Raw genomic sequence first — 23786 nt, 5'->3', positions numbered from 1 at the left:
TTTAATTTTGTCCGCTGACGAGGAAGGTTTCAAACTGCGGCGACATCCAGGTTTTGAAGCCATCGCCCTCTTTGAAAATCATATACACCGCCAGCCCCTGCTCGCGCACAACCTGTTTGGCTTTTTCCGTCCCCAGCACCATCAGACCGGTATCCCAGCCGTCGGCTTCCAGCGCGGTTGGCGCAATCACCGTCACCGATACCAGCTTATGATCAATAGGATGGCCGGTTTGCGGATCGATAATGTGGGAGATACGCTTCCCGTCCAGCTCGTAGTAGTTGCGATAGCTGCCGGAGGTGCTGATGCCATGACCGTTGATATCGACGATCGCCTGTACCGCGTTTTCGCGATCGGTCGGTTTCTGAATAGCCACCCGCCACGGTTTTCCGTCCGCGTTCATACCCCGGCTCACCAGCGCTCCGCCGACCGAGACCAGATAACGGGAGATCCCCTCCTGCTCCATCAGCCGCGCCAGATGATCGGCGGCGTACCCTTCTCCGACGGTAGAAAGATCGACGAACAGATCGGCAATATCTTTTTGCAGATACTGGCCGCCGGATTTATTAATCACCGTCAGATGCTGCAGCCCTGTGCGCGCCCTCGCCGCATCGATCTGCGCCCGATCCGGCGTCTTCACCGGCTGTTTATCCGGGCCAAAGCCCCACAGGTTGACCAGCGGGCCGACGGTAATGTCCATCGCGCCCTGGGTTTTCGCGCCGATGCGCAAAGACGCCGTGACGATATCCGCCATCGCTTCGCTCACCGGCCACGGCGACAGGCTAGTGGAGTGGTTGAACTGCATCAGCGCGGAGTTATTTTTCCAGGTCGACAACAGCATGTCGTCCGCATCCAACTGAGCCTGCACCTTTTTGCGCAGTGCCTCGCTTTTGTCATTATCAAGATTGATGACGCTGACGCGCCAGAAAGTGCCCATTGTTTTACCTTCCAGCACCGTCGCAGAGGAAGCGGTTGCTGAAGGGGCACTGCTGTTATCACAACCAGCGATAAATACCACCATCGCCAGTAGCGCGGCGCGAAAAAAAGTAATGTCCATACGTTATTATCCTCTTGACCAGGCGCAAGGGTACATCAAAAACGCGAAAATTGTGCATAAAAAAAGGGTCCCGAAGGACCCTTTTTCAATATTAACAAACGATTAGAACTGGTAAACCAGACCGGTCGCGACGATGTTGTCGGTGCCGATACCGTTGTTTTTGTAGAAGTTATCGTTGCCGTCCAGCAGGTTGATTTTGTAGTCAACGTAGGTGGACATGTTTTTGTTGAAGTAGTAGGTAGCGCCGATATCCATGTATTTAACCAGATCTTTGTCGGAGTCGCCGCCAAAGGTGTTCAGGTTCTTACCTTTAGACTGCAGGTAGGAGATCGCCGGGCGCAGACCGAAATCGAACTGGTACTGAGCGGTAATTTCGAAGTTCTGAGTTTTGTCTGCAATGCCGCCGCCATCAAAGCTGGTAGTTTTACCGTACGGGGTCATATTGCGGGTTTCAGAATACATGGTCGCCAGGTAGACGTTGTTGGCGTCGTATTTCGCACCAACGGTCCATGCTTCAGCTTTGTTACCACCGGTGTACTGCTGATCGGTCAGGTTAGCGTTTTTCTGGTCGTTGGTACGGTTAGACGTGGTGTAGGCCGCACCAAAGCTGAAGCCTGCGCCGATGTCATAGGTAGAAGAAATACCGAAACCGTCGCCGTTAGCGTTACGGAAGCTACGATCGCCGTTGTTGGTGCCTTCGCCAGAACCTGGGTTCTCGTTTTTACCCTGGTACTGCAGGGCGAAGTTCAGGCCGTCAACCAGACCGAAGAAGTCGTTGTTACGGTAGGTTGCAACACCGTTCGCACGACCGGTCATGAAGTTGTCAGCTTTGGTGTAGGAGTCACCGCCGAATTCCGGCAGCATATCGGTCCAGCCTTCGATGTCGTACAGAACGCCGTAGTTACGGCCGTAGTCGAATGAACCGTATTGACCGAATTTCAGACCAGCAAACGCCAGACGAGTCCAGGCCTGGCTGTCAGATGCGCTTTCAGCGTTGTTCGCCTGGACGTTGTATTCCCACTGGCCGTAACCGGTCAGTTGATCGTTGATCTGGGTTTCGCCTTTGAAGCCGAAACGCAGGTAGGACTGGTCGCCGTCAGCACCGGAGTCGCTGGAGAAATAGTGCAGGCCGTCTACTTTACCGTACAGATCTAATTTGTTGCCGTCTTTGTTATAAATTTCAGCCGCGTTCGCTGCGCCTGCTACCAGCAGAGCCGGTACCAGGAGGGACAGTACTTTAACTTTCATGTTATTAACCCTCTGTTATATGCCTTTTTATTGCCACTGCTTACTGACTAAGAATCTAATCAGTCGGCAATTCCATTGTGCGATAAATTACAGAAATATCCAATAAGAAAATGATACGAGAACTTTTAAGGTGTTTCAAACCACCCGCAAGATGTTTCAAGATGTTAATATCGGGGAACTTTTTGATGCCACGAAAAGCTAAAAAATATAGCACCAATAATCAAAAAAATAATATATCACAACAAAAACAGCAACTTACGCAAAAATTAACATATAGCACTGAATGTCAAAACAAAACCTTCACCCGCAACTAGAATAGCTAACGCTATCATCATTAACTTTATTTATTACCGTCATTCAGTTCTGAATGTCTGTTTACCTGTATTTCAACCGGATGCCTCGCATCCGGTTTTTTTTTACCTTTCTTTACGTAACCCTCGTAATTTTGTGCTACCGCCGATAAATCATAACGACTATTAACTAATCATGTTACCTTGCAAAATTTCAGTTAGGAACTACTAATAAAATAATCTCTTGTTTATTCGTGCTATATTCAGCAGTTCAAAAGTAAATATTTGTACAGATAATGTAACAATGTACATATTCCCCGTTTCGCTTATCCCGGAATTATCAGCGCCAGCGCAATGCGATTGAGCGTATGGTAATTGCCGCGTTACCCTTTATACTGCCTGCTGGACTCTGCCTGGACTGATAGCATCATGGCGCCTGTGGCAGGCATCAACGAAAGGACTGCGGGCATGATGTCGTGTTGTTCTTCTGGGGATAGCCATCATGAATTACATACATACTTATGAGTCATTCTGACACGATGATCCCAAACAAGTTTTCACTGATACCCGGAAGCATTACCCGTTTCTTTCTGCTGCTGATTGTCGTCCTGCTGGTCACGATGGGCGTGATGATTCAAAGCGCGGTGAACGCCTGGCTGAAGGATAAAAGCTATCAGGTGGTCGATATGACCCACGCGATTCATAAACGTGTCGACACCTGGCGGTATGCCACGTGGCAGATCTACGACAACATTGCGGCATCCGCCTCCGGCACGTCGGGAAGCGACGGCCTGCAGGAAACCCGCCTTAAGCAGGACGTCTATTATCTGGAAAAACCTCGGCGCAAAACCGAAGCGCTGATTTTCGGCTCGCACGATGGTTCAACGCTGGATATGACGCAGAAGATGTCCACCTATCTGGATACGCTGTGGGGCGCCGAAACGGTGCCGTGGTCGATGTACTACCTCAACGGCCAGGACAATAGCCTGATTCTTATCTCAACGCTGCCGCTTAAAGATCTCTCCGCAGGTTTTAAAGAGTCGACCATCGGCAGTATCGTTGACTCCCGCCGTGCGGAAATGCTCCAGCAGGCCAATACGCTCGATGAGCGCGAAACCTTTTCGTCGCTGCGTCGCCTGGCGTGGCAAAACGGTCATTACTTCACCCTGCGCACCACCTTTAACCAGCCCGGGCATCTGGCGACCGTCGTCGCCTTCGATCTGCCGATTAACGACCTGATCCCCCCCGGTATGGCGCTGGACAGCTTCCGCCTTGAGCCTGATCCAACCCAGAACGTACGGCCGAATCAGGATAAAGAGCTTGCCGACAGCGTGAACGTTAACTTCAACAGTTCCCGCATTGAAATTACCTCTTCGGTGAACACAACCGGGATGCGCCTGGTCTGGCAGGTGCCCTTCGGCACCCTGCTGCTCGATACGCTGCAAAATATCCTGCTGCCGCTGCTGTTGAACATCGGCCTGCTGGCGCTGGCGCTATTCGGCTACACCACCTTCCGCCACCATTCCGGACGCCCGCGCAGCGAGCCCGGCGCGCCGTCCGCCGCCAACGGCGAGCTGCGGGCGCTGAAAGCCATTAATGAGGAGATCGTCGCGCTGCTGCCGCTCGGCCTGCTGGTGCACGACCAGGAATCCAACCGCACGGTGATCAGCAATAAAATCGCCGATCACCTGCTGCCGCACCTGAACCTGCAAAACATCACCAGCATGGCCGATCAGCATCAGGGCGTTATTCAGGCAACGATCAATAACGAGCAGTATGAGATTCGCCAGTTCCGCAGCCAGTTCTCCCCGCGGATGCAGATTTTTATTATTCGCGATCAGGATAAAGAAGTGCTGGTGAACAAAAAGCTCAAGCAGGCGCAGCGGCTGTATGAGAAAAACCAGCAGGGCCGCATCGCCTTTATGCAGAATATCGGGGAAGCGCTGAAACAGCCGGTAAAAACGCTGGCCCGCGAAGCCGCGGCTCTCGAGGGCAAAGAGAGCCAGCAGCTGGCGCACCGTGCCGACGCGCTGGTACAGCTGGTGGATGAGATCCAACTGGCGAACCTGCTGGAAAGCGACGGCTGGAAAGGCAACCCCGTGCTGTTTTCTATTCAGGAACTGATTGATGAAGTGGTGCCGGAGGTGCTGCCGGCCATTAAGCGTAAAGGTCTGCAGCTGCTTATCAATAACCATCTGGCGGCGAATGAGCAGCGCCATGGCGATCGCGAAGCGCTGAAGCGGATCCTGCTGCTGCTGATTCAGTATGCGGTCACCACGACGCCTATCGGCAGAATTACGCTTGAAGTCAGCACCGATGAGTCCGCGGACGATCGCCTGACGTTTCGGATTCTGGATACCGGCAACGGGATATCCAACAGTGAAATCGATAACCTGCACTTCCCGTTCCTCAATGAAACCCAGGGCGACCGCTTTGGTAAAGCCAACGCGCTGACCTTCTGGCTCTGCGATCAGCTGGCGCGCAAGCTCGGGGGACATCTCAACATTAAAGCCCGGGAACCGCTGGGTACGCGCTACTCCCTGCACGTAAAAATGGCCGCCCGCGCGCAGGAGAGTGAGGGGGAAGAGAAGCTGCTGGATGAGGTGGTCGCCATGATCGACATTACCTCTAACGAGATCCGCAGTATCGTCGTCAGACAGCTTGAAAACTGGGGCGCCAGCTGCATCACGCCCGACGAAAGGCTGACAAGTCAAGAATACGATCTCTTTTTGACAGATAATCCGTCTAATCTTACTGCCTCGGGCTTGCTTTTAAGCGATGATGAGGCTGGGATTCGCAAAATCGGCCCAGGCCAGCTGCGGGTTAACTTTAATATCAGTAATGCGATGCAGGAAGCGGTACTACAGCTGATAGAAGAGCAACTCGCTCAGGGAGAAATACAGGGGTCGCCGGCTGGCGTTAACGAAAACGCCGAGCTTCATGCCAGCGGCTATTACGCCCTGTTTGCCGACACGGTACCGGATGATGTTAAGAGGCTGTATACTGAAGCAGCGACAAGTGATTTTGCCGCGCTGGCCCAGACGGCCCACCGCCTTAAAGGGGTGTTTGCCATGCTCAACCTGATACCCGGCAAGCAGTTATGTGAAACGCTGGAGCATCTGATACGCGAGCAAGATGCGCCAGGAATAGAAAAATATATCAGCGACATTGACGTCTACGTCAAGAGCTTGCTGTAGCAAGGTAGCCTAATACATGAACAATATGAACGTTATTATTGCCGATGACCATCCGATTGTACTGTTCGGTATTCGCAAATCACTTGAGCAAATCGAGTGGGTGAATGTCGTCGGCGAATTTGAAGACTCCACTGCGCTTATCACTAATTTGCCAAAGCTGGATGCTCATGTCCTGATAACCGATCTCTCCATGCCTGGAGACAAATACGGTGACGGGATCACGCTTATCAAGTACATCAAGCGCCACTTCCCGGGGCTTTCGATTATCGTTCTGACGATGAACAACAACCCGGCTATCCTGAGCGCCGTACTGGATCTCGATATTGAAGGGATCGTGCTTAAACAAGGCGCGCCGACTGACCTGCCGAAAGCGCTGGCCGCCCTGCAAAAAGGGAAGAAATTCACCCCGGAAAGCGTCTCCCGCCTGCTGGAGAAAATCAGCGCTGGCGGCTATGGCGACAAGCGCCTGTCGCCGAAAGAGAGCGAAGTTCTGCGCCTGTTCGCCGAAGGGTTCCTGGTAACGGAAATCGCCAAGAAGCTGAACCGCAGCATCAAGACCATCAGCAGCCAGAAAAAATCGGCGATGATGAAGCTTGGCGTGGAAAACGATATCGCGCTGCTGAACTATCTCTCCTCGGTCACGCTGTCGCCTTCCGATAAAGAGTAACGCTCCCGCGTTGCCCGCATAAAAACCCCGCCGCTAACGCTGTCGGGGCTTTTTTATGCCCGCCCCTTACGCACGCTGGCCGCATAGACGGTCAGCGTTTGCTTCAGCACGTCGAGCGTCACCGGCTTCGACAGACAGCTGTCCATCCCCGATTCCAGGCAGCGCTGCTTCTCCTCGGCCAGCGCGTTGGCCGTCACGCCAATCACCGGCAGCGTCAGCCCCTGCTGGCGGATCCGCTGCGTCAGGCGGTAGCCGTCCATATTCGGCATGTTGACATCGCTCAGCACGATGTCGATCGCGTTCTTGCTGAGCACATTCAGCGCATCGACGCCGTCATTTGCCGTTTTGCACTGATAGCCGAGCGATCCCAGCTGATCGGCCAGCAGGCGGCGGTTAATCGGGTGATCGTCAACCACCAGGATCATCATATCGTCATTCGCCATGGTCGCGCTCTCCGGCGGCGGCAGCGCCGCGCTGGCGCTATCGACGTGATCGGACTCAATGCGGTATATCCGCGCCAGCAGCGGCATCAGCTCATGCGGCGAGGCGACGCTCTGGAACCACTCCCCCGTCGCGCGCTCCTGGGGAATACCGATGTGGCGACGGCAGAAAATAATCGACGCCCGTCCGGCCCACGCCTGCGGCGGCTCATCATCGGTGATCATCGTGTCATCGGCCTGCGGCGTTTGCCCCTCATACCGGCGTACCGTCACGCCGTAGCGCGCCAGCAGCGACTCGATATATTCGGCCAGCGAGGCATTGCGTACCGCCAGCCAGCAGCATTTGCCGCGCAGCCCGTCATAGGACGGCGCAACGGCGCGCTGCGCGCCATAGAGCGGAATGCGGATAGTAAACTGACTGCCCATTCCCGGCTCGGAGTCGACGGCAATATCGCCATCCATCATGTTGATAAGCTTTTCGCAAATCGCCAGCCCCAGCCCCGTCCCCTGGAAGTTGCGCTGCACGCCGGTTCCCACCTGGAAGAACGGGTCGAACAGCCGCACCACCTCTTTCGCCGGAATACCAACGCCGGTGTCGCGTACGCTGATGCTGAGATAGTCGCTGTCCTGCCGCAAATGCAGAATAATGCAGCCCATATCGGTGAACTTAATCGCGTTGCTGAGCAGGTTGGAAATCACCTGCTGCAGGCGCATCGGGTCGCCGACCATCTGCGGCGGAACGTCCGGGTCGATAAAGCAGTACAGCCCGAGCTGTTTACGCACCACCAGCGGCAGGTAGTTTGCCGTAATGTGGCTCATCACCTCGCGCGGCGAGAACTCGCGGGGCTCAATTTTCAGCTGTTCGGACTCAATTTTCGAGAAGTCGAGAATATCGCTGATGATTTTCAGCAGCAGGCTCGACGAGTTGCTCATGGCGGTAACGAGGCGGTCTACGCCCTTCGGCAGCTCTTTGGTATGCAGCAGATCGAGGTTGCCGATGATACCGTACAGCGGCGTGCGCAGCTCGTGGCTGACGGTCGCAAGGAACATCGATTTCGACTGGCTGGCCTGCTCTGCCGCCTGCGCCATTTCCTGCAGCGACTCCTCCATCTTCACGCGCGAGCTGACGTCGACCAGCACGCAAATCGCCACGTTTTCGTTACGGTAGCGGGAATGGACAAAGCTTATCTGCAGGTTGGTGTTGTTACTGGTCAATACGTCGACAAAGTTGACCTGCTGGCCGCAGATGATCTGCGTAAGCCGCTGGCGGTCTTCGTGCGTCAGCATATTGAGATAGTTGTGCGCCAGCTCGTTGCTCAGGATATTGGTGCCGTCCAGCGTGCGCAGAATACAGATCCCCACAGGCGCAGACGCCACGATTTTTCGGTTAAACTGCTCGTGCTCTTCCAGCCGCTGGGCATCGACCTCCGCGGGAATAAAAATGCGCCGCTCGTACATCCGCGCCATGGTAAACAGCGCAAGCCCGGTCAGCAGGTTGAGCAGCACCGCGTTGAGAATCAGCATGCGGATGCTTTCCAGCACAACGTCAACCGGTACCGAGTAGACGATGCTGAGCGACGACGGCGAGAGGTTCTTCTTCATCATCAGCTCGCGGTAACCGCCGGTATAGCCAAACCACTCGCGCTCCTGGATCCAGCGCGGCTCTACCTTCAGCTTGTTTTCCGGCCCCACCAGCGAGATCAGCGGCTGCCCGTTCTCATCCAGGATAGTCACGCTTACCGGCAGGCTGCCCGGCGTGAAGAAGTTTTCCATGCGAATGGTCTGCTCAATCCCCAGCAGCGCCTGCAGCCTGTTGGCGAGATAAACCGGCGTCAGGGCATAAAAATACCCCACGCCCGGGCGCGGTCCCTGGCTTATCCAGAACAGATTGTTGCCGCGCTCGTCGTGCGGCGCATTGCGGTATTTCATGATCCGCTCATGCAGCGTTTTCAGGGCCTGATCGCGCTCCATGGGCATATCGCGCAGGCCAAAGTTCGCCATGCACAGGTTGTCGCTGCCGATAAAAAACACGCGGTTGAGGTCATATGCCGCAGAGAAATTGTCGCGCCAGTAGCGCATAAACCAGGCCAGCGACTCCAGCGAGCTGCGCCAGGTGGTGCTCAGGGTTCCGCAGTCGGAATCAGGGAACAGCGGCTCAAACTCCGGCGCTTCCGCGCTGTCCTTCGCCGTTCTGGAAGAGAGCACGCCGTTATCCGCACTGAGGCGGTTTTCCGCGATGTACTTCAGCTCCTTCATCACATCGGAGGTACGCTGAATATAGCGCTGCGCCTGATCGAAGCTTAAGTTGAACTCCTGGTGAATCTCCGACTCTTTGCTGTGCAGCGCGTTCACGATGTAGAACACGGTGATAAATGCAATCAACAGCCACAGCAATAGCGCCAGCGCCCGAAACAGGTAACGAGAGACTTTCAGGGTGGTACGGAAGGAGACAAGGTATTTCAACGAGGACAGGGCTCCACCAGCAGGATCAGAAAGTATGTGATTAAGGTAGCGATAAAAGACATAAGCCGCAACGCTCCCAGTTTACCGGAATATGATGCAGCACCGGGAAAGCGACGCATGATATCAGGATAATCTCGATGACTGAGGAATGGCACGGATGTCAGTATGCGTTATATAGAATGGTTTGCCCACAGAATCTACCCCCGGCGCCTGCGCAATCAAATGATTCTGATGGCTATCCTGATGGTCATTGTACCAACACTCTCTATTGGTTATATCGTAGAAACCGAGGGCCGGGCAGCGGTCTTATCCGAAAAAGAGCAGAAATTATCCGCTGTCGTGCATTTGCTTGACGACGCGCTGGGTGAGCGTTTCAGCCATTACAGCACACTATCGCGCGATGAGCGTATCCGCAAGCTGAATGCAGAATTAGCCCCAATCACTGAACGTATCACCCGCGCGTTCCCCGGGATTGGCGCCGGCTATTACAATAAGGCGCTTGACGCGATTATCACATACTCCCCTTCGGCTCTGTACCAAAACAACGTGGGTGTCACTATCGCCGACGACCATCCAGGGCGAGAAGTTATGCGCACCAACGCGCCGGTAGTATTTTCCGGCAGGCAGGTACGCGGCGATATTCTTAATTCCATGATCCCAATAACCCGCCGTGGTGAGGTTATCGGCTATATCTGGGCCAATGAGCTGACGGAAGATATCCGCAGACAAGCATGGAAAATGGATATCCGTATCATTGCCGTTCTGGCCGCGGGCCTCCTCTGCAGCCTGTTGCTGATTGTTCTCTTCTCGCGCCGTCTTAGCGCAAATATCGATATCATTACCGACGGCTTGCCTACGCTGGCGCAAAAGACCCCTGCGCAACTGCCAGATTTGCCAGGCGAACTGGGACAAATCAGCCGCAGCGTCAATGCGCTGGCGCAGACATTGCAGGAAACCAAAACGCTTAACGACCTGATCATTGAAAACGCAGCGGACGGCGTCATTGCGGTCGACAGGCAGGGCGATGTCACGACCATGAATCCGGCTGCGGAAGCGATTACCGGTTATACGCTGGATGAACTGGTAGGGCAGCCTTATGCAACATTGTTCGCCGATACCCACTTCTCCAGTCCGATTCTCGACACGCTGGCGCACGGTACCGAACATCTGGCGCAGGAAGTCAGCTTCCCTGGGCGTGACCGAACCATTGAGCTTAGCGTCACTACCAGCCGTATTCATAACGCCAGCGGTGAACTGATTGGCGCGCTGGTGATTTTCTCCGATTTAACCGCCCGTAAAGAGACGCAGCGCCGTCTGGCGCAAACGGAAAGACTCGCCACGCTGGGAGAATTAATGGCGGGCGTGGCGCATGAGGTTCGCAACCCTCTCACCGCCATTCGGGGCTACGTCCAGATTATCCGCCAGCAAACCACACTGCCCGCGCATCAAGAGTATCTGTCCGTCGTCCTTAACGAAATCGACTCTATCAACAAAGTCATCCAACAGCTGTTGGATTTTTCCCGCCCGCGGCAAAGTCAGTGGCAGCAGGTTCAGCTCAATGCGCTCATCGGAGAAGCGCTGATTCTGGTGCAAACCTCCGGGGTTCAGGCAAGGATTGACTTTAATACGGAGCTCGATGCCGATCTGCCCACGATCGTCGCCGATCGCGAACTGCTCAAACAGGTGCTCCTGAATATACTCATCAACGCGGTACAGGCGATAGGCGCGCGGGGTTCAATCCGCATCCGAACCTGGCGCGAGACGGCAACACACCTGGCGATCGCCATTGAAGATAATGGCGGTGGTATTGATATCGCCCTGCAAAAGAAAATTTTTGATCCGTTCTTTACCACCAAAGCGTCAGGAACCGGTCTCGGGCTGGCGCTCAGCCAGCGCATTATTAACGCGCACCAGGGAGACATACGCGTCACCAGTACGCCAGGATGCGGCGCGACCTTTACCCTTATTTTACCGATTAACCCGCAGGAAACCTCGTCAGAATGAAAACCCGCTACCGTATTCTCATCGTCGATGACGAAGATAACGTTCGCCGCATGCTTGCCACTGCATTTTCGCTGCAGGGACATGAAACCCACTGCGCCAGTAACGGTCGGACAGCACTAGAACATTTTGCCGACACCCCGCCAGATGTGGTGCTTATGGATATCCGCATGCCGGAAATGAATGGGATCGACACGCTGAAAGTGATGCGTGCTCAGCAGCCTCGTATCCCCATCATTCTGATGACCGCCTACGCTGAAGTGGAAACAGCTGTAGAAGCCCTACGCAGCGGCGCATTCGATTATGTAATCAAGCCCTTCGACCTGGATGAACTTAACTTATTAATACAACGCGCTATGCAGATGCAGGCAATGAAACAGGAGATCTGTAGTCTGCATCAGGCCCTGAGCACCTGCTGGCAGTGGGGACATATCCTGACCAACAGTCCACGGATGATGGACATCTGCAAGGACACAGCGAAAATTGCGCTTTCACAGGCAAACGTGCTCATTAGCGGTGAAAGCGGTACGGGGAAAGAGCTGATTGCCCGCGCCATTCACTACAACTCGCGCCGGGCAAATGGCCCCTTCATCAAGATAAACTGTGCGGCGCTGCCTGAATCACTGCTAGAGAGTGAGCTGTTTGGCCACGAGAAAGGCGCTTTCACCGGCGCGCAGGCGTTGCGCCAGGGACTGTTTGAACGCGCGCATCAGGGAACGCTTCTGCTGGATGAGATTGGCGAAATGCCGCTGGTACTGCAGGCTAAACTGCTGCGCATCCTGCAGGAAAGAGAGTTTGAGCGCATTGGCGGACACCAGACCATTCAGGTTGATATCCGCATCGTTGCGGCTACCAACCGAAATCTACAAGAAATGGTGAAAGAAGGCGCTTTCCGCGAAGATCTGTTCTATCGGCTGAACGTGATTCATCTGATGCTGCCGCCCCTGCGCGAGCGTCGGGAGGATATTGCCCTGCTGGCTAACCACTTTTTGCAAAAATTCAGCGCCGAGAACCAGCGGGATATTATTGAAATCGACCCGGCGGCCATGTCGCTGCTCAACGCCTGGCCCTGGCCGGGCAATATTCGCGAATTATCCAATGTGATCGAGCGCGCAGTGGTGATGAATACCGGCGCGGTGATTTTCGCAGAAGATCTCCCCGCTCCGTTTCGCCAGTCGCTAAGTCACGCTGCCGAAGTAAAACCGACGCAGCCGGGTGAGCGGAACCTGAAAGAAGAGATTAAGCGGGAAGAGCGACGAATCATTATGGAAGTGCTGGAGCAGCAGGAAGGCAACCGTACGCGCAGCGCATTGATGCTAGGCATCAGCCGACGCGCGCTGATGTACAAATTGCAGGAATACGGTATCGATCCGGCAGGTCTCTGATACCAGAATTTGCTATGCAGAATTTTGCGCACTGTGCAAAATTCTGCATACTTTCCCACCGATGGCATCTCGCGCGATAGCGTAAATAATACTTAATATTCAGTGTATTAATTAATTTCCCCCTCCGTTTAGTCATCCTGGCACCCTGCTTGCTATTCCCTTTGCGTACCCAAAATGGAGTATGCAAAAGGGAAACATAATGAAAACAAAACTGATTACCTTACGAAACGCCTCAGGCTTCTTTCGCGACGGCATGACCATCATGGTCGGCGGGTTTATGGGAGTAGGCACCCCGCCTCGCCTTGTTGAAGCCTTGCTGGACTCAGGCGTCAGGGACCTGACGCTTATTGCCAACGATACCGCATTTGTCGACACAGGAATCGGCCCGCTCATCGTGAATGGCCGCGTCAGCAAGGTTATCGCCTCGCATATCGGCACAAACCCGGAAACCGGTCGGCGCATGATAGCCAAAGAGATGGAGGTTCAACTGGTTCCGCAAGGCACCCTGATTGAACAAATCCGCTGCGGCGGCGCAGGACTGGGCGGTTTTCTGACCCCAACCGGCGTTGGCACCGTCGTTGAAGACGGAAAGCAGACGCTGCAGCTTGATGGCAAAACCTGGCTACTGGAGCGCCCGCTACGCGCGGATTTAGCGCTGATCCGCGCCCATCGCGCCGACCCGCTCGGCAACCTGACCTACCAGCTCAGCGCCCGCAATTTTAACCCCCTCATCGCTCTCGCCGCCGACATTACCCTGGCGGAGCCCGACGAAATGGTTGCGACAGGCGAGCTGCTGCCCGATCACATCGTCACCCCTGGCGCCGTTATCGACCACATCGTCATCCCACAGGAGAGCAACTAATGGACGCTAAACAACGTATTGCGCGCCGCGTGGCGCAAGAGCTGCATGATGGCGACGTCGTTAACTTAGGTATTGGCCTGCCGACGATGGTCGCAAATTATCTGCCGGACGGTATCCACATCACGCTGCAGTCTGAGAACGGCTTTCTGGGGCTGGGCCCCGTCACGACCGCTCACCCGGATCTGGTGAACGCGGGCGGACAGCCCTGCGGCATTTTGCCCGGCGCGGCAATGTTCGACAGCGCCATGTCGTTTGCCTTGATTCGCGGCGGTCACGTTGACGCCTGCGTGCTCGGCGGGCTGCAGGTGGATGAGCAGGCAAATCTCGCGAACTGGGTGGTTCCCGGAAAAATGGTCCCCGGTATGGGCGGCGCAATGGATCTGGTTACCGGCGCACGCAAAGTGATTATTGCGATGGAGCATTGCGCAAAAGACGGCTCAGCGAAGATCCTGCGCCGGTGCACCATGCCGCTAACCGCCCAGCACGCGGTGCATATGCTGGTCACCGAGCTGGCAGTGTTCCGTTTTCGCGACGGTAAAATGTGGCTGACTGAGATCGTCGAAGGGTGTGACCTTGACGCTTTACGTGCGAAAACCGAAGCGCATTTCGACGTTGCAGATAATCTGGTGATCCAGCGGGGTGACGCATGATTGGCCGAATCTCACGCTTTATGACGCGTATCGTCAGCCGCTGGCTTCCCGATCCGCTGATCTTCGCGATGCTGTTAACCCTGCTCACGTTCGGAATTGCCCTCTGGCTGACGCCACAAACGCCGGTCAGTATGGTGAGATTCTGGGGCGACGGTTTCTGGAACCTGCTGGCATTCGGCATGCAGATGGCGCTTATCATCGTAACGGGCCACGCGCTGGCCAGCTCCGGTCCGGTAAAAAGCCTGTTGCGCACTGCCGCTTCCGCCGCTAAAACGCCGACACAGGGCGTCATGCTGGTAACCTTCTTTGGGTCAGTCGCCTGCGTGATCAACTGGGGCTTTGGTCTGGTGGTCGGGGCGATGTTTGCCCGTGAGGTTGCTCGTCGCGTGCCGGGCTCCGATTATCCGCTGCTCATCGCCTGCGCCTATATCGGTTTTCTCACCTGGGGCGGCGGTTTCTCCGGCTCCATGCCTCTGCTGGCAGCAACGCCGGGCAACCCGGTCGAACACATCGCCGGTTTAATTCCCGTCAGCGATACCCTGTTCACCGGATTCAATATTTTCATCACCCTCGGCCTTATCATAGTGATGCCCTTTATCACCCGGATGATGACGCCAAAACCGTCTGATGTCGTCAGCGTAGACCCCAAACTACTGCTGGAAGAGGCTGATTTTCAGAAGAAGCTGCCGGCTGACGCCCCGCCGTCGGAAAAACTGGAAGAGAGCCGCATCCTCGCGCTGATCGTTGGCGTATTAGGAATTGCTTATCTGGGGATCTACTTCGCTGAAAAGGGATTCAACATCACCATTAACACCGTCAATCTGATGTTTATGATTGCCGGTCTGCTGCTGCACAAAACACCGATGGCCTATATGCGCGCTATCAGCGCCGCCGCGCGCAGCACCGCCGGTATTCTGGTGCAATTCCCCTTCTACGCCGGGATCCAGCTGATGATGGAGCACTCCGGCCTCGGTGGTCTTATCACTGAATTCTTCATCAACGTCGCCAACAAAGACACCTTCCCGGTGATGACCTTCTTCAGCTCCGCGCTGATTAACTTTGCCGTACCGTCGGGCGGCGGCCACTGGGTTATTCAGGGGCCGTTCGTGATGCCTGCCGCGCAGGCGCTGGGGGCGGACCTCGGCAAATCGGTCATGGCGATCGCCTATGGCGAGCAGTGGATGAACATGGCGCAGCCGTTCTGGGCGCTGCCCGCGCTGGCCATCGCCGGTCTCGGCGTCCGCGACATCATGGGCTATTGCATTACCGCCCTGCTCTTTTCCGGGATCATTTTTGTCATTGGGTTGACCTTGTTCTGACGACAACCCCTCACTTTTAAGGAACAGAAGATGAAAAACTGTGTCATCGTCAGCGCGGCACGTACCGCAATAGGCAGCTTTAACGGCGCGCTGGCGACCACCAGCGCCATCGACCTCGGCGCAATCGTGATTAAGGCAGCGCTTGAGCGCGCACAGCTCGATCCCCAGCGCGTGGATGAAGTGATCATGGGTAACGTGCTGCAGGCCGGTCTTGGGCAAAACCCGGCTCGTCAGGCGCTGCTCAAAAGCGGCCTCGCGGAGACGGTCTGCGGCTTTACCGTTAACAAAGTGTGCGGCTCCGGCCTCAAAAGCGTAGCGCTTGCCGCGCAGGCGATTCAGGCCGGGCAGGCGCAGGCGCTTGTCGCCGGCGGTATGGAAAATATGAGCCAGGCGCCCTATCTGCTGGATGCTAAAGCCCGTTGGGGCTATCGTCTCGGCGACGGACAGCTGTCTGACGTGATTCTTCGCGACGGCCTTATCTGCGCCACTCACGGCTACCATATGGGGATCACCGCAGAAAACGTCGCCCGTGAGTATGGAATCAGCCGGGAGATGCAGGACGAGCTGGCGCTACTCTCACAGCGCAAAGCGGTTGCCGCCCTTGATTCCGGCGCATTCCAGGCTGAAATTGTGCCGGTCAGCGTCACATCCCGTAAGAAAACCATCGTTTTTGAGCGCGACGAGTTTCCCAAAGCCGATTCCACGGCGGAAGGTCTGGCCGCATTGCGTCCGGCCTTCGATAAGGCCGGCACGGTAACGGCCGGAAATGCCTCAGGGATCAATGACGGCGCAGCGGCGCTGGTGGTGATGGAGGAATCCGCAGCGCTGGCGGCAGGGCTAAAACCGTTGGCGCGGATCAACGCTTATGCCAGCGGCGGCGTGGCTCCGGCATTGATGGGCATGGGGCCGGTTCCTGCCACGCAGAAGGCGCTGCAACTGAGCGGGTTACAGCTTTCGGATATCGATCTCATCGAAGCCAACGAGGCGTTTGCCGCGCAGTTCCTTGCCGTGGGTAAGACGCTCGGTTTCGATCCGCTGAAGGTGAACGTCAACGGCGGCGCTATCGCGCTCGGGCACCCTATCGGCGCCAGCGGTGCGCGTATTCTGGTGACGCTGCTACACGCGCTCTCCGCGCGGGATAAAACGTTCGGGCTGGCCACGCTGTGCATCGGCGGCGGTCAGGGGATTGCAATGATAGTGGAAAGGATGAATTAAAATGTTAAGCCGGATGAGCGATCATCCGGCTTAATTTATGGGCGAGGCGCAAAAACACCCTCCCCCTACCCAGAGGCAACTTGAAGGAAAAAGTGTATATGTCATAATAAACAAAATCGAGGGATCTCAATGAACATTATCGAACAACTTCAGTCACTAGTAGAAACAGGCTCGCATGCCGAGAAAACTATTAGCCGCTACATTCTGGCTACATTATCGACAGCGGAAAAACTGACGTCGACGGCAATATCAAGAAACACCCATATCAGCCAACCCTCGATCGTTCGTTTTGCCCAGTCTCTTGGTTATACCGGTTTTACCCCCTTTAAATATGATTTAATTAAATGTCTGCGTAGTCAATCAGAAGTACTGTTCCCCACCCAGGTAACCAAAAGCAATTTCATTCTTGGCGAGTTTATTAATAACAATAACCCTGCAGCGCTCAATACATTTTTTGAGATTATCAAATCCAGCCGCAATCTTTATTTTTGCCATCCACGAAAGCTGAACTCATTTCTCAACAATATCATTCAGGATTATGGTGACATTGGTAAAATATGCATTCCCGTTGAGTATCAAAATGCCCATTCGCTGCTGGCAAACAGCCTGACGGATTGTGATTCCGTTATTCTGTTGCCGGGGATAAAAGACGAACCAGATAATCAGTTGATTACATTAATTCGCGAGCACGAAGCAGCCTCGCTGGCAGTCACCGACCATCAGAGCGGAGCAACGCTGGCTGATGTTACCTTGTATACCCCTCAACTCAGCGCCAGCCCCTTAAGCTTCGCCGCGTTGAAAATGTCATTGCACACGCTTTTTTTTCATGCGTTGCAATACTGCTATTTGAATATAAATAATGAAAAAACGTCTCATAAGCGATGATCATCAACCAGGGTGCGGGGGAAAAAACACCCTGCCTTAATCAGAAAAATTAAAGCTAAAAAAATGCTTTGAGACGTAGAGTTGATACTAATTACAGATGAACAACACTTCCTGTCGATAATGAATTATGCACCGCTTCACAAATTAATGTTGCCTGCAACCCATCCTCTGCGGTTGCCAGATATGGGATGTCAAACAATATATGCTCGACAAAATCATGTATTGGTTGAATACCGTATCCGCTGGCCCTATTATTGACATAATTAATAAAATTATAATTTGGTGTTGCGCTACGTTGCGGTGTAAACATTTCATAACCCCGTAACTGCGCATCGGCGCGATAATAGTTATTCTCGGTTATCACAAAACTACGGCCATCATTAGCTTTTGGAAATGAGTGGGGTAAGCACCATCCCACTTCCACGGTCCATTGTGCACCGTTGTCAAACGTGACAAAAGACTGGATTGTGTCCCAGGAATCGATACCTTCCGCGACCAGTTTTTTCTTTTGCCCTATTGCATACACGCTTACGGCATTGGCTCCGTTCATATAATACCTAATTAAATCAAAGCAATGGGTGCCAAGGAAATGGACGGGAGAACTCACATTTGCCCACGATAGCCAGTTTTTCGGCACATCAATTATGTCGTCCATGCTCATGTAGCCACGCAGTACCTGACCGGTTTCGGGCTTCAGTAGCTCATGATGGATACTCTGCGCCATCCCATCCCAACGTTTGTGGTAATCGACACCAATTTTCACGCCCCGCTCCGCGGCGCAGCGAATGATTTCCCTACATTCTGCTGACGTCGTCGCCATTGGTTTTTCAATCAGCACATGTTTACCAGCGTTGATTGACTCAATAGTAGCATCAAAATGGAAAGGGTCCGGCGTGGCAACCGACACCAAATCAACGTCCACCGCGGCAAACAATTCTGCAAGCGAGGCGTAGCCGGGAACCTGAAATTCCGACTCGACCTTTGCGCGGATCTCCGGATTTATTTCGCAAAAACCCACCAGATTCACCCACGGATTAAAGTGATAGGCGTTGATATGGTGTTTACCGTAAATACCTGCTCCAATCACCGCAGCATTAATTTTGTTCATTACACAGTCCCTCAATTAAACAAGCCAAAAGAAAACAGATAACCGATGGCAACTGCCAGAGGAGCCGTGATCATCCGTGACAACAGGAAAGAAGGAACGCCAAGACGTATGGTCTTCTCCTTCGCCTCCTGCATGGAAAGCCCGACGGGGATGAAATCGGCACCAACCTGTACGTTGATCGCGAACAGGGCAGGCAAGGCCATCAATGGCGAAACGGCCCCGCTGCCAATTAACGTTCCAACCAGTACGCCTACGACCTGCGCAATCGCTGCACCAGGTGCCAGAATGGGGGAGATAAAAGGAAGGCCGCAGATAATCGCAATAACAAACAGACCAGTTAACGATCCGGCAAGCGGCGACAGCGCATTCCCTGTCCACTGACCAATCGCAGTCTCCTGAACCAGGGCAATCAGTACCGAAATAAACGCCATGAATGGAATAACGTTTTTAATACACAGCTCGACCGATTCACGCGCAGAAGCGTAAAGCAGGCTGACAAAGTTACCTATACTGGTTGCAAAACGCGTCATTAACTCCAGTGCCGTGTTGGTCACTGAACTGCGCGGTTTAGCACCTGGGTCTTTGCTGGCAGAGGCAGTAGCCGAAGCGTCACCTGCGGGTAATGGCTCAACGAGCTCAACGGCTTCATCCGTTTCTATGGACTGGTGGATAGTTTCTATCAGCGAAAGTGATTCATTGCTGACATCAGAAATGTAGATATCCTCAGTAATGTACTTCGCCAGCGGCCCCATTGCTCCGGTGGGGAGCACATTGATGGTCTTGATTCTCTTTTGCGGATAGATTCCGCAACGTAATGAACCACCGCAGTTGATCACCACACAAAGGATTTTCTTGTCATCGGGCATAGCGTCAAAACCATTGACAATCGGCATATCCAACATTTCACTCAGTTTTTTCGCAACGGGATCAATGGATTTCCCCGTCAGCGACAGTATTACTTTGCTGGTGTCACGATATAAATACATATCGTCGCCAATTCCGGAATGACCTTTTTTAATAAGAACTGTTTTCATTGGTTTTCCTCATTATTTTCAATGGGCCAATTAATTCATTAACGGATGGAGGACAATGGCTATTTACGTGCAATGAACCATAGGCTAGCGGTTTTTTCGCTCCATCAAATACCACCGTCATATGACCTAGTTCGCATAAATTTTGCCATGCGGCCTCACCCCAGCAAGTTATAATCCACGTCTGGTTATTAATCTGTAAAACATAGTCTGCTGTTTTTTGTAACGGGGCAGCATCGTAAACAATATCTTTAATCACTAGCACATAGTCAAGATAGTCTTCCGGAGCACGATCACTAAACGTAATTAACATGCCATTAAGCAGCCCCTCTTCCACTTTCCTTCCAGCTTTTACTACCTCAGCAGAAAATAGTACTTTCATTGTTTTCCCTTATACCTGATTAAGTTCGCGTTTTTCCAGACGAGTGAAGATATATTCTGTAAGAAAACCACGAATAAAGCCCAACAGAATACCAGCCGCGATGTAGCGCAATGCCAGGTCGGCAACGGATAAGTCGAGTCGAGTAATACCTGCCGCAACCCCCAACCAGATAAAGAGCTCCGACGGTACAATGTGAGGGAATAATGAGGTCAGCGGGTGTACGGTGCTGCCCAGCGCATCCTGGTAAGCCGGTTTACAACGTTCAGGTAAAAATTTACCCATTGTCAGTGCGCCAGGACTACTGAGGAAGAACCAGGCGAAACTGGGCAAAATGCCATAGGTCAATATTTTAGATTTTCCCATCAGGGTTGCGACCTTTTCCATTCGCTGTTGACCAATTAGCTTCATAATGAAATTAACAGTCAGAATTAAGGTTATCAACATTGGAATAGTACTGACGATCATCCCTGAGAATATCTTGCCAGCACTCTGGAAAAGATGGATAAAGCCTTCCGCTATTTCAACTATCATAGTTAACCCCCAACACCCAGGTAAAAGTATATTCAGCCGTCAGGAACGTACTGACAGATGAAGGCATACAACGCATTACTCTTTAAAGACTCAGATATTTTTATTAAAAAATTTTCAGTTCTCCTGTTAACAACGGGTCACGATAATCTGTTTTCTGCCAATAGAAAGTTAACGGTAAAAGACTGAACAAACAGTGAGCACCCTCACAAACACATAACTATTCATTTAGTTTTGTATTTTTATACGCAAAATATACTGGTATGCAAACTGGGTTCTCAAAAGGAGGGGAAAGGTGATATTCAGGATGTAAAAAAGGGAGGCAAAGCCTCCCTTCTGTGCGGTATTTAAAGTAGCGTATTACTCGTCAGCGTCATCCGCAACATCGTCGTCGCTGTCGGTTTCCGGCGCGATTTCATCATCGCCTTCCGCCGCGCTGCCGTCGATAGCGTCGAGCTCTTCGTCATCCACTGGCTCAGCCACGCGCTGCAGCCCCACCACGTGCTCATCTTCCGCAGTACGGATAAGGATCACGCCCTGGGTATTACGCCCTACCACGCTGATTTCCGACACGCGGGTACGCACCAGCGTACCGGCATCGGTGATCATCATGATCTGGTCGCAGTCGTCAACCTGCACCGCGCCCACCACGGAGCCGTTACGCTCGGTGACCTTGATGGAGATAACGCCCTGGGTGCCGCGAGACTTGGTCGGATATTCACCTTCCGCCGTACGTTTACCGTAACCATTCTGCGTTACGGTGAGGATGGCCCCTTCGCCGCGCGGAATAATCAGGGAAACGACGCTGTCTTCGCCCGCCAGTTTGATGCCGCGCACGCCGGTCGCCGTACGGCCCATGGCGCGCACGGCGTTCTCTTTAAAGCGCACCACTTTACCGGCGGCAGAGAACAGCATGACCTCGTCAGAACCGGAGGTCAGGTCGACGCCGATCAGCTCGTCGCCCTCGTTCAGGTTAACGGCGATAATCCCGGCAGAACGCGGACGGCTGAACTCGGTCAGCGCCGTTTTCTTCACGGTACCGCTGGCGGTCGCCATAAAGACGTTCACGCCCTCTTCGTACTCGCGTACCGGCAGAATCGCGGTGATACGTTCATCGGCTTCCAGCGGCAGCAGGTTGACGATCGGACGGCCACGCGCGCCGCGGCTGGCTTCCGGCAGCTGATACACCTTCATCCAGTACAGACGACCACGGCTGGAGAAGCAGAGGATCGTGTCATGGGTGTTGGCCACCAGCAGACGGTCGATAAAGTCTTCTTCTTTGATACGCGCCGCCGATTTCCCTTTCCCGCCGCGACGCTGCGCTTCGTAATCGGTTAACGGCTGATACTTCACGTAACCCTGGTGAGACAGGGTCACCACAACGTCTTCCTGGTTGATCAGGTCTTCGATGTTGATATCGGCGCTGTTGGCGGTGATCTCGGTACGACGCTCGTCGCCGAACTGTTCGCGAATAAGCTCCAGCTCTTCGCGGATCACTTCCATCAGGCGATCGGCGCTGCCGAGGATGTGCAGCAGCTCGGCAATCTGCTCCAGCAGCTCTTTGTACTCGTCGAGCAGTTTTTCATGCTCAAGGCCGGTCAGCTTCTGTAAACGCAGATCCAGAATCGCCTGCGCCTGCTGCTCGGTCAGGAAGTATTTGCCGTCATGGATACCGAACTGCGGCTCCAGCCACTCCGGACGCGCGGCGTCATCACCGGCACGCTCGAGCATGGCGGACACGTTGCCGAGATCCCAGGACCGGGCGATCAGCGCCGCTTTCGCTTCCGCCGGGGTCGGCGCGCGGCGAATCAGCTCGATGATCGGGTCGATGTTGGCCAGCGCAATCGCCAGCGCTTCAAGGATGTGCGCACGGTCGCGCGCTTTACGCAGTTCAAAAATCGTACGACGCGTCACCACTTCGCGGCGGTGGCGGACGAACGCTTCGAGGATCTCTTTCAGGTTCATGATCTTCGGCTGACCATGGTGCAGCGCGACCATGTTGATGCCGAAAGAAACCTGCAGTTGGGTCTGCGAGTAGAGGTTGTTAAGCACCACTTCGCCAACCGCATCGCGTTTGACTTCAATGACGATGCGCATACCGTCTTTATCAGACTCGTCGCGCAGCGCGCTGATGCCTTCAACGCGTTTGTCTTTCACCAGCTCGGCGATTTTCTCGATCAGGCGAGCTTTGTTCACCTGATACGGGATTTCGTGCACGATGATGGTTTCACGGCCGGTTTTGGCGTCCGCTTCCACTTCCGCGCGGGCGCGAATGTACACTTTGCCGCGACCGGTGCGGTAGGCTTCTTCAATACCGCGGCGACCGTTGATGATCGCCGCCGTCGGGAAGTCTGGCCCCGGGATATGCGCCATCAGCCCTTCAATGCTGATGTTTTCATCGTCGATATAGGCCAGGCAGCCGTTGATCACTTCCGTCAGGTTGTGCGGCGGAATGTTGGTCGCCATCCCTACGGCAATACCGGACGAACCGTTGACCAGCAGGTTAGGGATTTTGGTCGGCATGACGTCAGGAATTTTTTCCGTGCCGTCATAGTTATCCACGAAATCAACGGTCTCTTTTTCCAGATCGGCCATCAGCTCATGGGCAATTTTCGCCAGACGGATTTCCGTATAACGCATTGCCGCAGCAGAGTCGCCGTCAATAGAACCAAAGTTACCCTGACCATCGACCAGCATGTAGCGCAGCGAGAACGGCTGCGCCATACGGACGATGGTGTCATACACCGCGGAATCACCGTGGGGATGGTATTTACCGATGACGTCGCCAACGACGCGGGCAGATTTTTTGTAGGCTTTGTTCCAGTCATTGCCCAGTACGTTCATGGCGTAAAGTACGCGACGGTGTACCGGCTTTAAGCCATCTCGGACATCCGGCAGCGCGCGGCCAACAATGACCGACATCGCATAGTCCAGATAAGAGTTCTTCAGCTCTTCCTCAATGTTGACCGGTGTAATTTCTCTCGCAAGGTCGCTCATCTAACCGCTATCCCTCTACATGTTTCCCGGATTCAAAGGTCGCAAATTATAACACAGCCGCAGG

At 53.9% G+C, this 23786-nt stretch carries 17 protein-coding genes; 9 read left to right on the top strand and 8 right to left on the bottom strand.

The window, feature by feature from the left end; genetic code table 11:
* Nucleotide 1: 1 nt before the first annotated feature.
* Nucleotides 2-1054, bottom strand: a complete 1053-nt coding sequence (gene apbE / locus ENTCL_RS07495) for an FAD:protein FMN transferase ApbE (protein WP_013365508.1) — start codon at nucleotides 1052-1054, stop codon at nucleotides 2-4.
* A 102-nt stretch (nucleotides 1055-1156) separates the two neighbouring features.
* A complete protein-coding gene (ompC, locus tag ENTCL_RS07490; RefSeq protein WP_013365507.1) occupies nucleotides 1157-2302 on the bottom strand; it encodes a porin OmpC in 1146 nt (381 codons plus the stop codon).
* Nucleotides 2303-3113: 811 nt separating this feature from the next.
* Here ompC and rcsD point away from each other — a divergent pair.
* Both rcsD and rcsB read left to right on the top strand, forming a co-directional pair.
* Nucleotides 3114-5789 carry a phosphotransferase RcsD gene (gene rcsD, locus ENTCL_RS07485; RefSeq protein ID WP_157865531.1) on the top strand — a complete coding sequence of 892 codons (2676 nt, stop codon included), beginning with the start codon at nucleotides 3114-3116 and terminating at the stop codon, nucleotides 5787-5789.
* A 16-nt stretch (nucleotides 5790-5805) separates the two neighbouring features.
* A complete protein-coding gene (rcsB, locus tag ENTCL_RS07480) occupies nucleotides 5806-6456 on the top strand; it encodes a response regulator transcription factor RcsB (RefSeq protein ID WP_013365505.1) in 651 nt (216 codons plus the stop codon).
* Nucleotides 6457-6509: 53 nt separating this feature from the next.
* Here the strand turns inward: rcsB and rcsC are convergent, their stop codons facing one another.
* Nucleotides 6510-9359, bottom strand: coding sequence for a two-component system sensor histidine kinase RcsC (gene rcsC, locus ENTCL_RS07475; RefSeq protein WP_013365504.1), 2850 nt, complete (start codon nucleotides 9357-9359; stop codon nucleotides 6510-6512).
* Nucleotides 9360-9524: 165 nt separating this feature from the next.
* Between rcsC and atoS the strand changes: the two genes are divergently transcribed.
* The 7 genes from atoS to ENTCL_RS07440 all read left to right on the top strand — a co-directional run bounded on the left by atoS (nucleotide 9525) and on the right by ENTCL_RS07440 (nucleotide 17676).
* Complete coding sequence (gene atoS, locus ENTCL_RS07470; RefSeq protein ID WP_013365503.1) at nucleotides 9525-11363, top strand: two-component system sensor histidine kinase AtoS; 1839 nt, start codon at nucleotides 9525-9527, stop codon at nucleotides 11361-11363.
* Entirely contained in the window at nucleotides 11360-12745 is a 1386-nt protein-coding gene (gene atoC, locus ENTCL_RS07465; RefSeq protein WP_013365502.1) for an acetoacetate metabolism transcriptional regulator AtoC, read from the top strand. The genes atoS and atoC overlap by 4 nt, the downstream gene beginning before the upstream one ends.
* Before the next feature lie 199 nt (nucleotides 12746-12944).
* Nucleotides 12945-13607, top strand: a complete 663-nt coding sequence (atoD, locus tag ENTCL_RS07460) for an acetate CoA-transferase subunit alpha (RefSeq protein ID WP_013365501.1) — start codon at nucleotides 12945-12947, stop codon at nucleotides 13605-13607.
* Nucleotides 13607-14257, top strand: a complete 651-nt coding sequence (locus tag ENTCL_RS07455; protein WP_013365500.1) for a 3-oxoacid CoA-transferase subunit B — start codon at nucleotides 13607-13609, stop codon at nucleotides 14255-14257. The genes atoD and ENTCL_RS07455 overlap by 1 nt, the downstream gene beginning before the upstream one ends.
* A complete protein-coding gene (locus tag ENTCL_RS07450) occupies nucleotides 14254-15576 on the top strand; it encodes a TIGR00366 family protein (protein WP_013365499.1) in 1323 nt (440 codons plus the stop codon). The genes ENTCL_RS07455 and ENTCL_RS07450 overlap by 4 nt, the downstream gene beginning before the upstream one ends.
* Before the next feature lie 30 nt (nucleotides 15577-15606).
* On the top strand, nucleotides 15607-16791 hold the full coding sequence (locus tag ENTCL_RS07445) for an acetyl-CoA C-acetyltransferase (protein WP_013365498.1): 1185 nt from the start codon (nucleotides 15607-15609) through the stop codon (nucleotides 16789-16791).
* 129 nt (nucleotides 16792-16920) lie between these two features.
* Nucleotides 16921-17676: a MurR/RpiR family transcriptional regulator gene (locus ENTCL_RS07440; protein ID WP_013365497.1), complete on the top strand. Its 756-nt coding sequence runs from the start codon at nucleotides 16921-16923 to the stop codon at nucleotides 17674-17676.
* Nucleotides 17677-17767: 91 nt separating this feature from the next.
* Here the strand turns inward: ENTCL_RS07440 and ENTCL_RS07435 are convergent, their stop codons facing one another.
* From ENTCL_RS07435 to gyrA, 5 genes are all read right to left on the bottom strand, one after another.
* Nucleotides 17768-18784, bottom strand: coding sequence for a Gfo/Idh/MocA family protein (locus tag ENTCL_RS07435; RefSeq protein WP_013365496.1), 1017 nt, complete (start codon nucleotides 18782-18784; stop codon nucleotides 17768-17770).
* Nucleotides 18785-18795: 11 nt separating this feature from the next.
* Nucleotides 18796-19818 carry a PTS glucitol/sorbitol transporter subunit IIB gene (gene srlE / locus ENTCL_RS07430; RefSeq protein WP_013365495.1) on the bottom strand — a complete coding sequence of 341 codons (1023 nt, stop codon included), beginning with the start codon at nucleotides 19816-19818 and terminating at the stop codon, nucleotides 18796-18798.
* The gene (locus ENTCL_RS07425; protein ID WP_013365494.1) at nucleotides 19799-20197 is read right to left on the bottom strand and encodes a PTS glucitol/sorbitol transporter subunit IIA; all 399 of its coding nucleotides are present in this window, start codon (nucleotides 20195-20197) and stop codon (nucleotides 19799-19801) included. Before ENTCL_RS07425 ends, srlE begins: the two co-directional genes overlap by 20 nt.
* A 9-nt stretch (nucleotides 20198-20206) precedes the next feature.
* Nucleotides 20207-20728, bottom strand: coding sequence for a PTS glucitol/sorbitol transporter subunit IIC (srlA, locus tag ENTCL_RS07420; protein WP_013365493.1), 522 nt, complete (start codon nucleotides 20726-20728; stop codon nucleotides 20207-20209).
* 357 nt (nucleotides 20729-21085) lie between these two features.
* Nucleotides 21086-23722 carry a DNA topoisomerase (ATP-hydrolyzing) subunit A gene (gene gyrA, locus ENTCL_RS07415; RefSeq protein ID WP_013365492.1) on the bottom strand — a complete coding sequence of 879 codons (2637 nt, stop codon included), beginning with the start codon at nucleotides 23720-23722 and terminating at the stop codon, nucleotides 21086-21088.
* Nucleotides 23723-23786: the final 64 nt, after the last annotated feature.

Origin of the sequence: [Enterobacter] lignolyticus SCF1 (assembly GCF_000164865.1) — a bacterium.
GTDB classification, from domain to species: domain Bacteria; phylum Pseudomonadota; class Gammaproteobacteria; order Enterobacterales; family Enterobacteriaceae; genus Enterobacter_B; species Enterobacter_B lignolyticus.
The sequence above is the reverse complement of the archived record's forward strand: the minus strand, read 5'-3'. Positions and strand labels throughout refer to the sequence as shown.

Coding starts and splice junctions, on each gene's coding strand:
- apbE (WP_013365508.1), bottom strand. CDS start 1,054: ATGGACATTACTTTTTTTCGCGCCGCGCTACTGGCGATGGTGGTATTT.
- ompC (WP_013365507.1), bottom strand. CDS start 2,302: ATGAAAGTTAAAGTACTGTCCCTCCTGGTACCGGCTCTGCTGGTAGCA.
- rcsD (WP_157865531.1), top strand. CDS start 3,114: ATGAGTCATTCTGACACGATGATCCCAAACAAGTTTTCACTGATACCC.
- rcsB (WP_013365505.1), top strand. CDS start 5,806: ATGAACAATATGAACGTTATTATTGCCGATGACCATCCGATTGTACTG.
- atoS (WP_013365503.1), top strand. CDS start 9,525: ATGCGTTATATAGAATGGTTTGCCCACAGAATCTACCCCCGGCGCCTG.
- atoC (WP_013365502.1), top strand. CDS start 11,360: ATGAAAACCCGCTACCGTATTCTCATCGTCGATGACGAAGATAACGTT.
- atoD (WP_013365501.1), top strand. CDS start 12,945: ATGAAAACAAAACTGATTACCTTACGAAACGCCTCAGGCTTCTTTCGC.
- ENTCL_RS07455 (WP_013365500.1), top strand. CDS start 13,607: ATGGACGCTAAACAACGTATTGCGCGCCGCGTGGCGCAAGAGCTGCAT.
- ENTCL_RS07450 (WP_013365499.1), top strand. CDS start 14,254: ATGATTGGCCGAATCTCACGCTTTATGACGCGTATCGTCAGCCGCTGG.
- ENTCL_RS07445 (WP_013365498.1), top strand. CDS start 15,607: ATGAAAAACTGTGTCATCGTCAGCGCGGCACGTACCGCAATAGGCAGC.
- ENTCL_RS07440 (WP_013365497.1), top strand. CDS start 16,921: ATGAACATTATCGAACAACTTCAGTCACTAGTAGAAACAGGCTCGCAT.
- ENTCL_RS07435 (WP_013365496.1), bottom strand. CDS start 18,784: ATGAACAAAATTAATGCTGCGGTGATTGGAGCAGGTATTTACGGTAAA.
- srlE (WP_013365495.1), bottom strand. CDS start 19,818: ATGAAAACAGTTCTTATTAAAAAAGGTCATTCCGGAATTGGCGACGAT.
- ENTCL_RS07425 (WP_013365494.1), bottom strand. CDS start 20,197: ATGAAAGTACTATTTTCTGCTGAGGTAGTAAAAGCTGGAAGGAAAGTG.
- srlA (WP_013365493.1), bottom strand. CDS start 20,728: ATGATAGTTGAAATAGCGGAAGGCTTTATCCATCTTTTCCAGAGTGCT.
- gyrA (WP_013365492.1), bottom strand. CDS start 23,722: ATGAGCGACCTTGCGAGAGAAATTACACCGGTCAACATTGAGGAAGAG.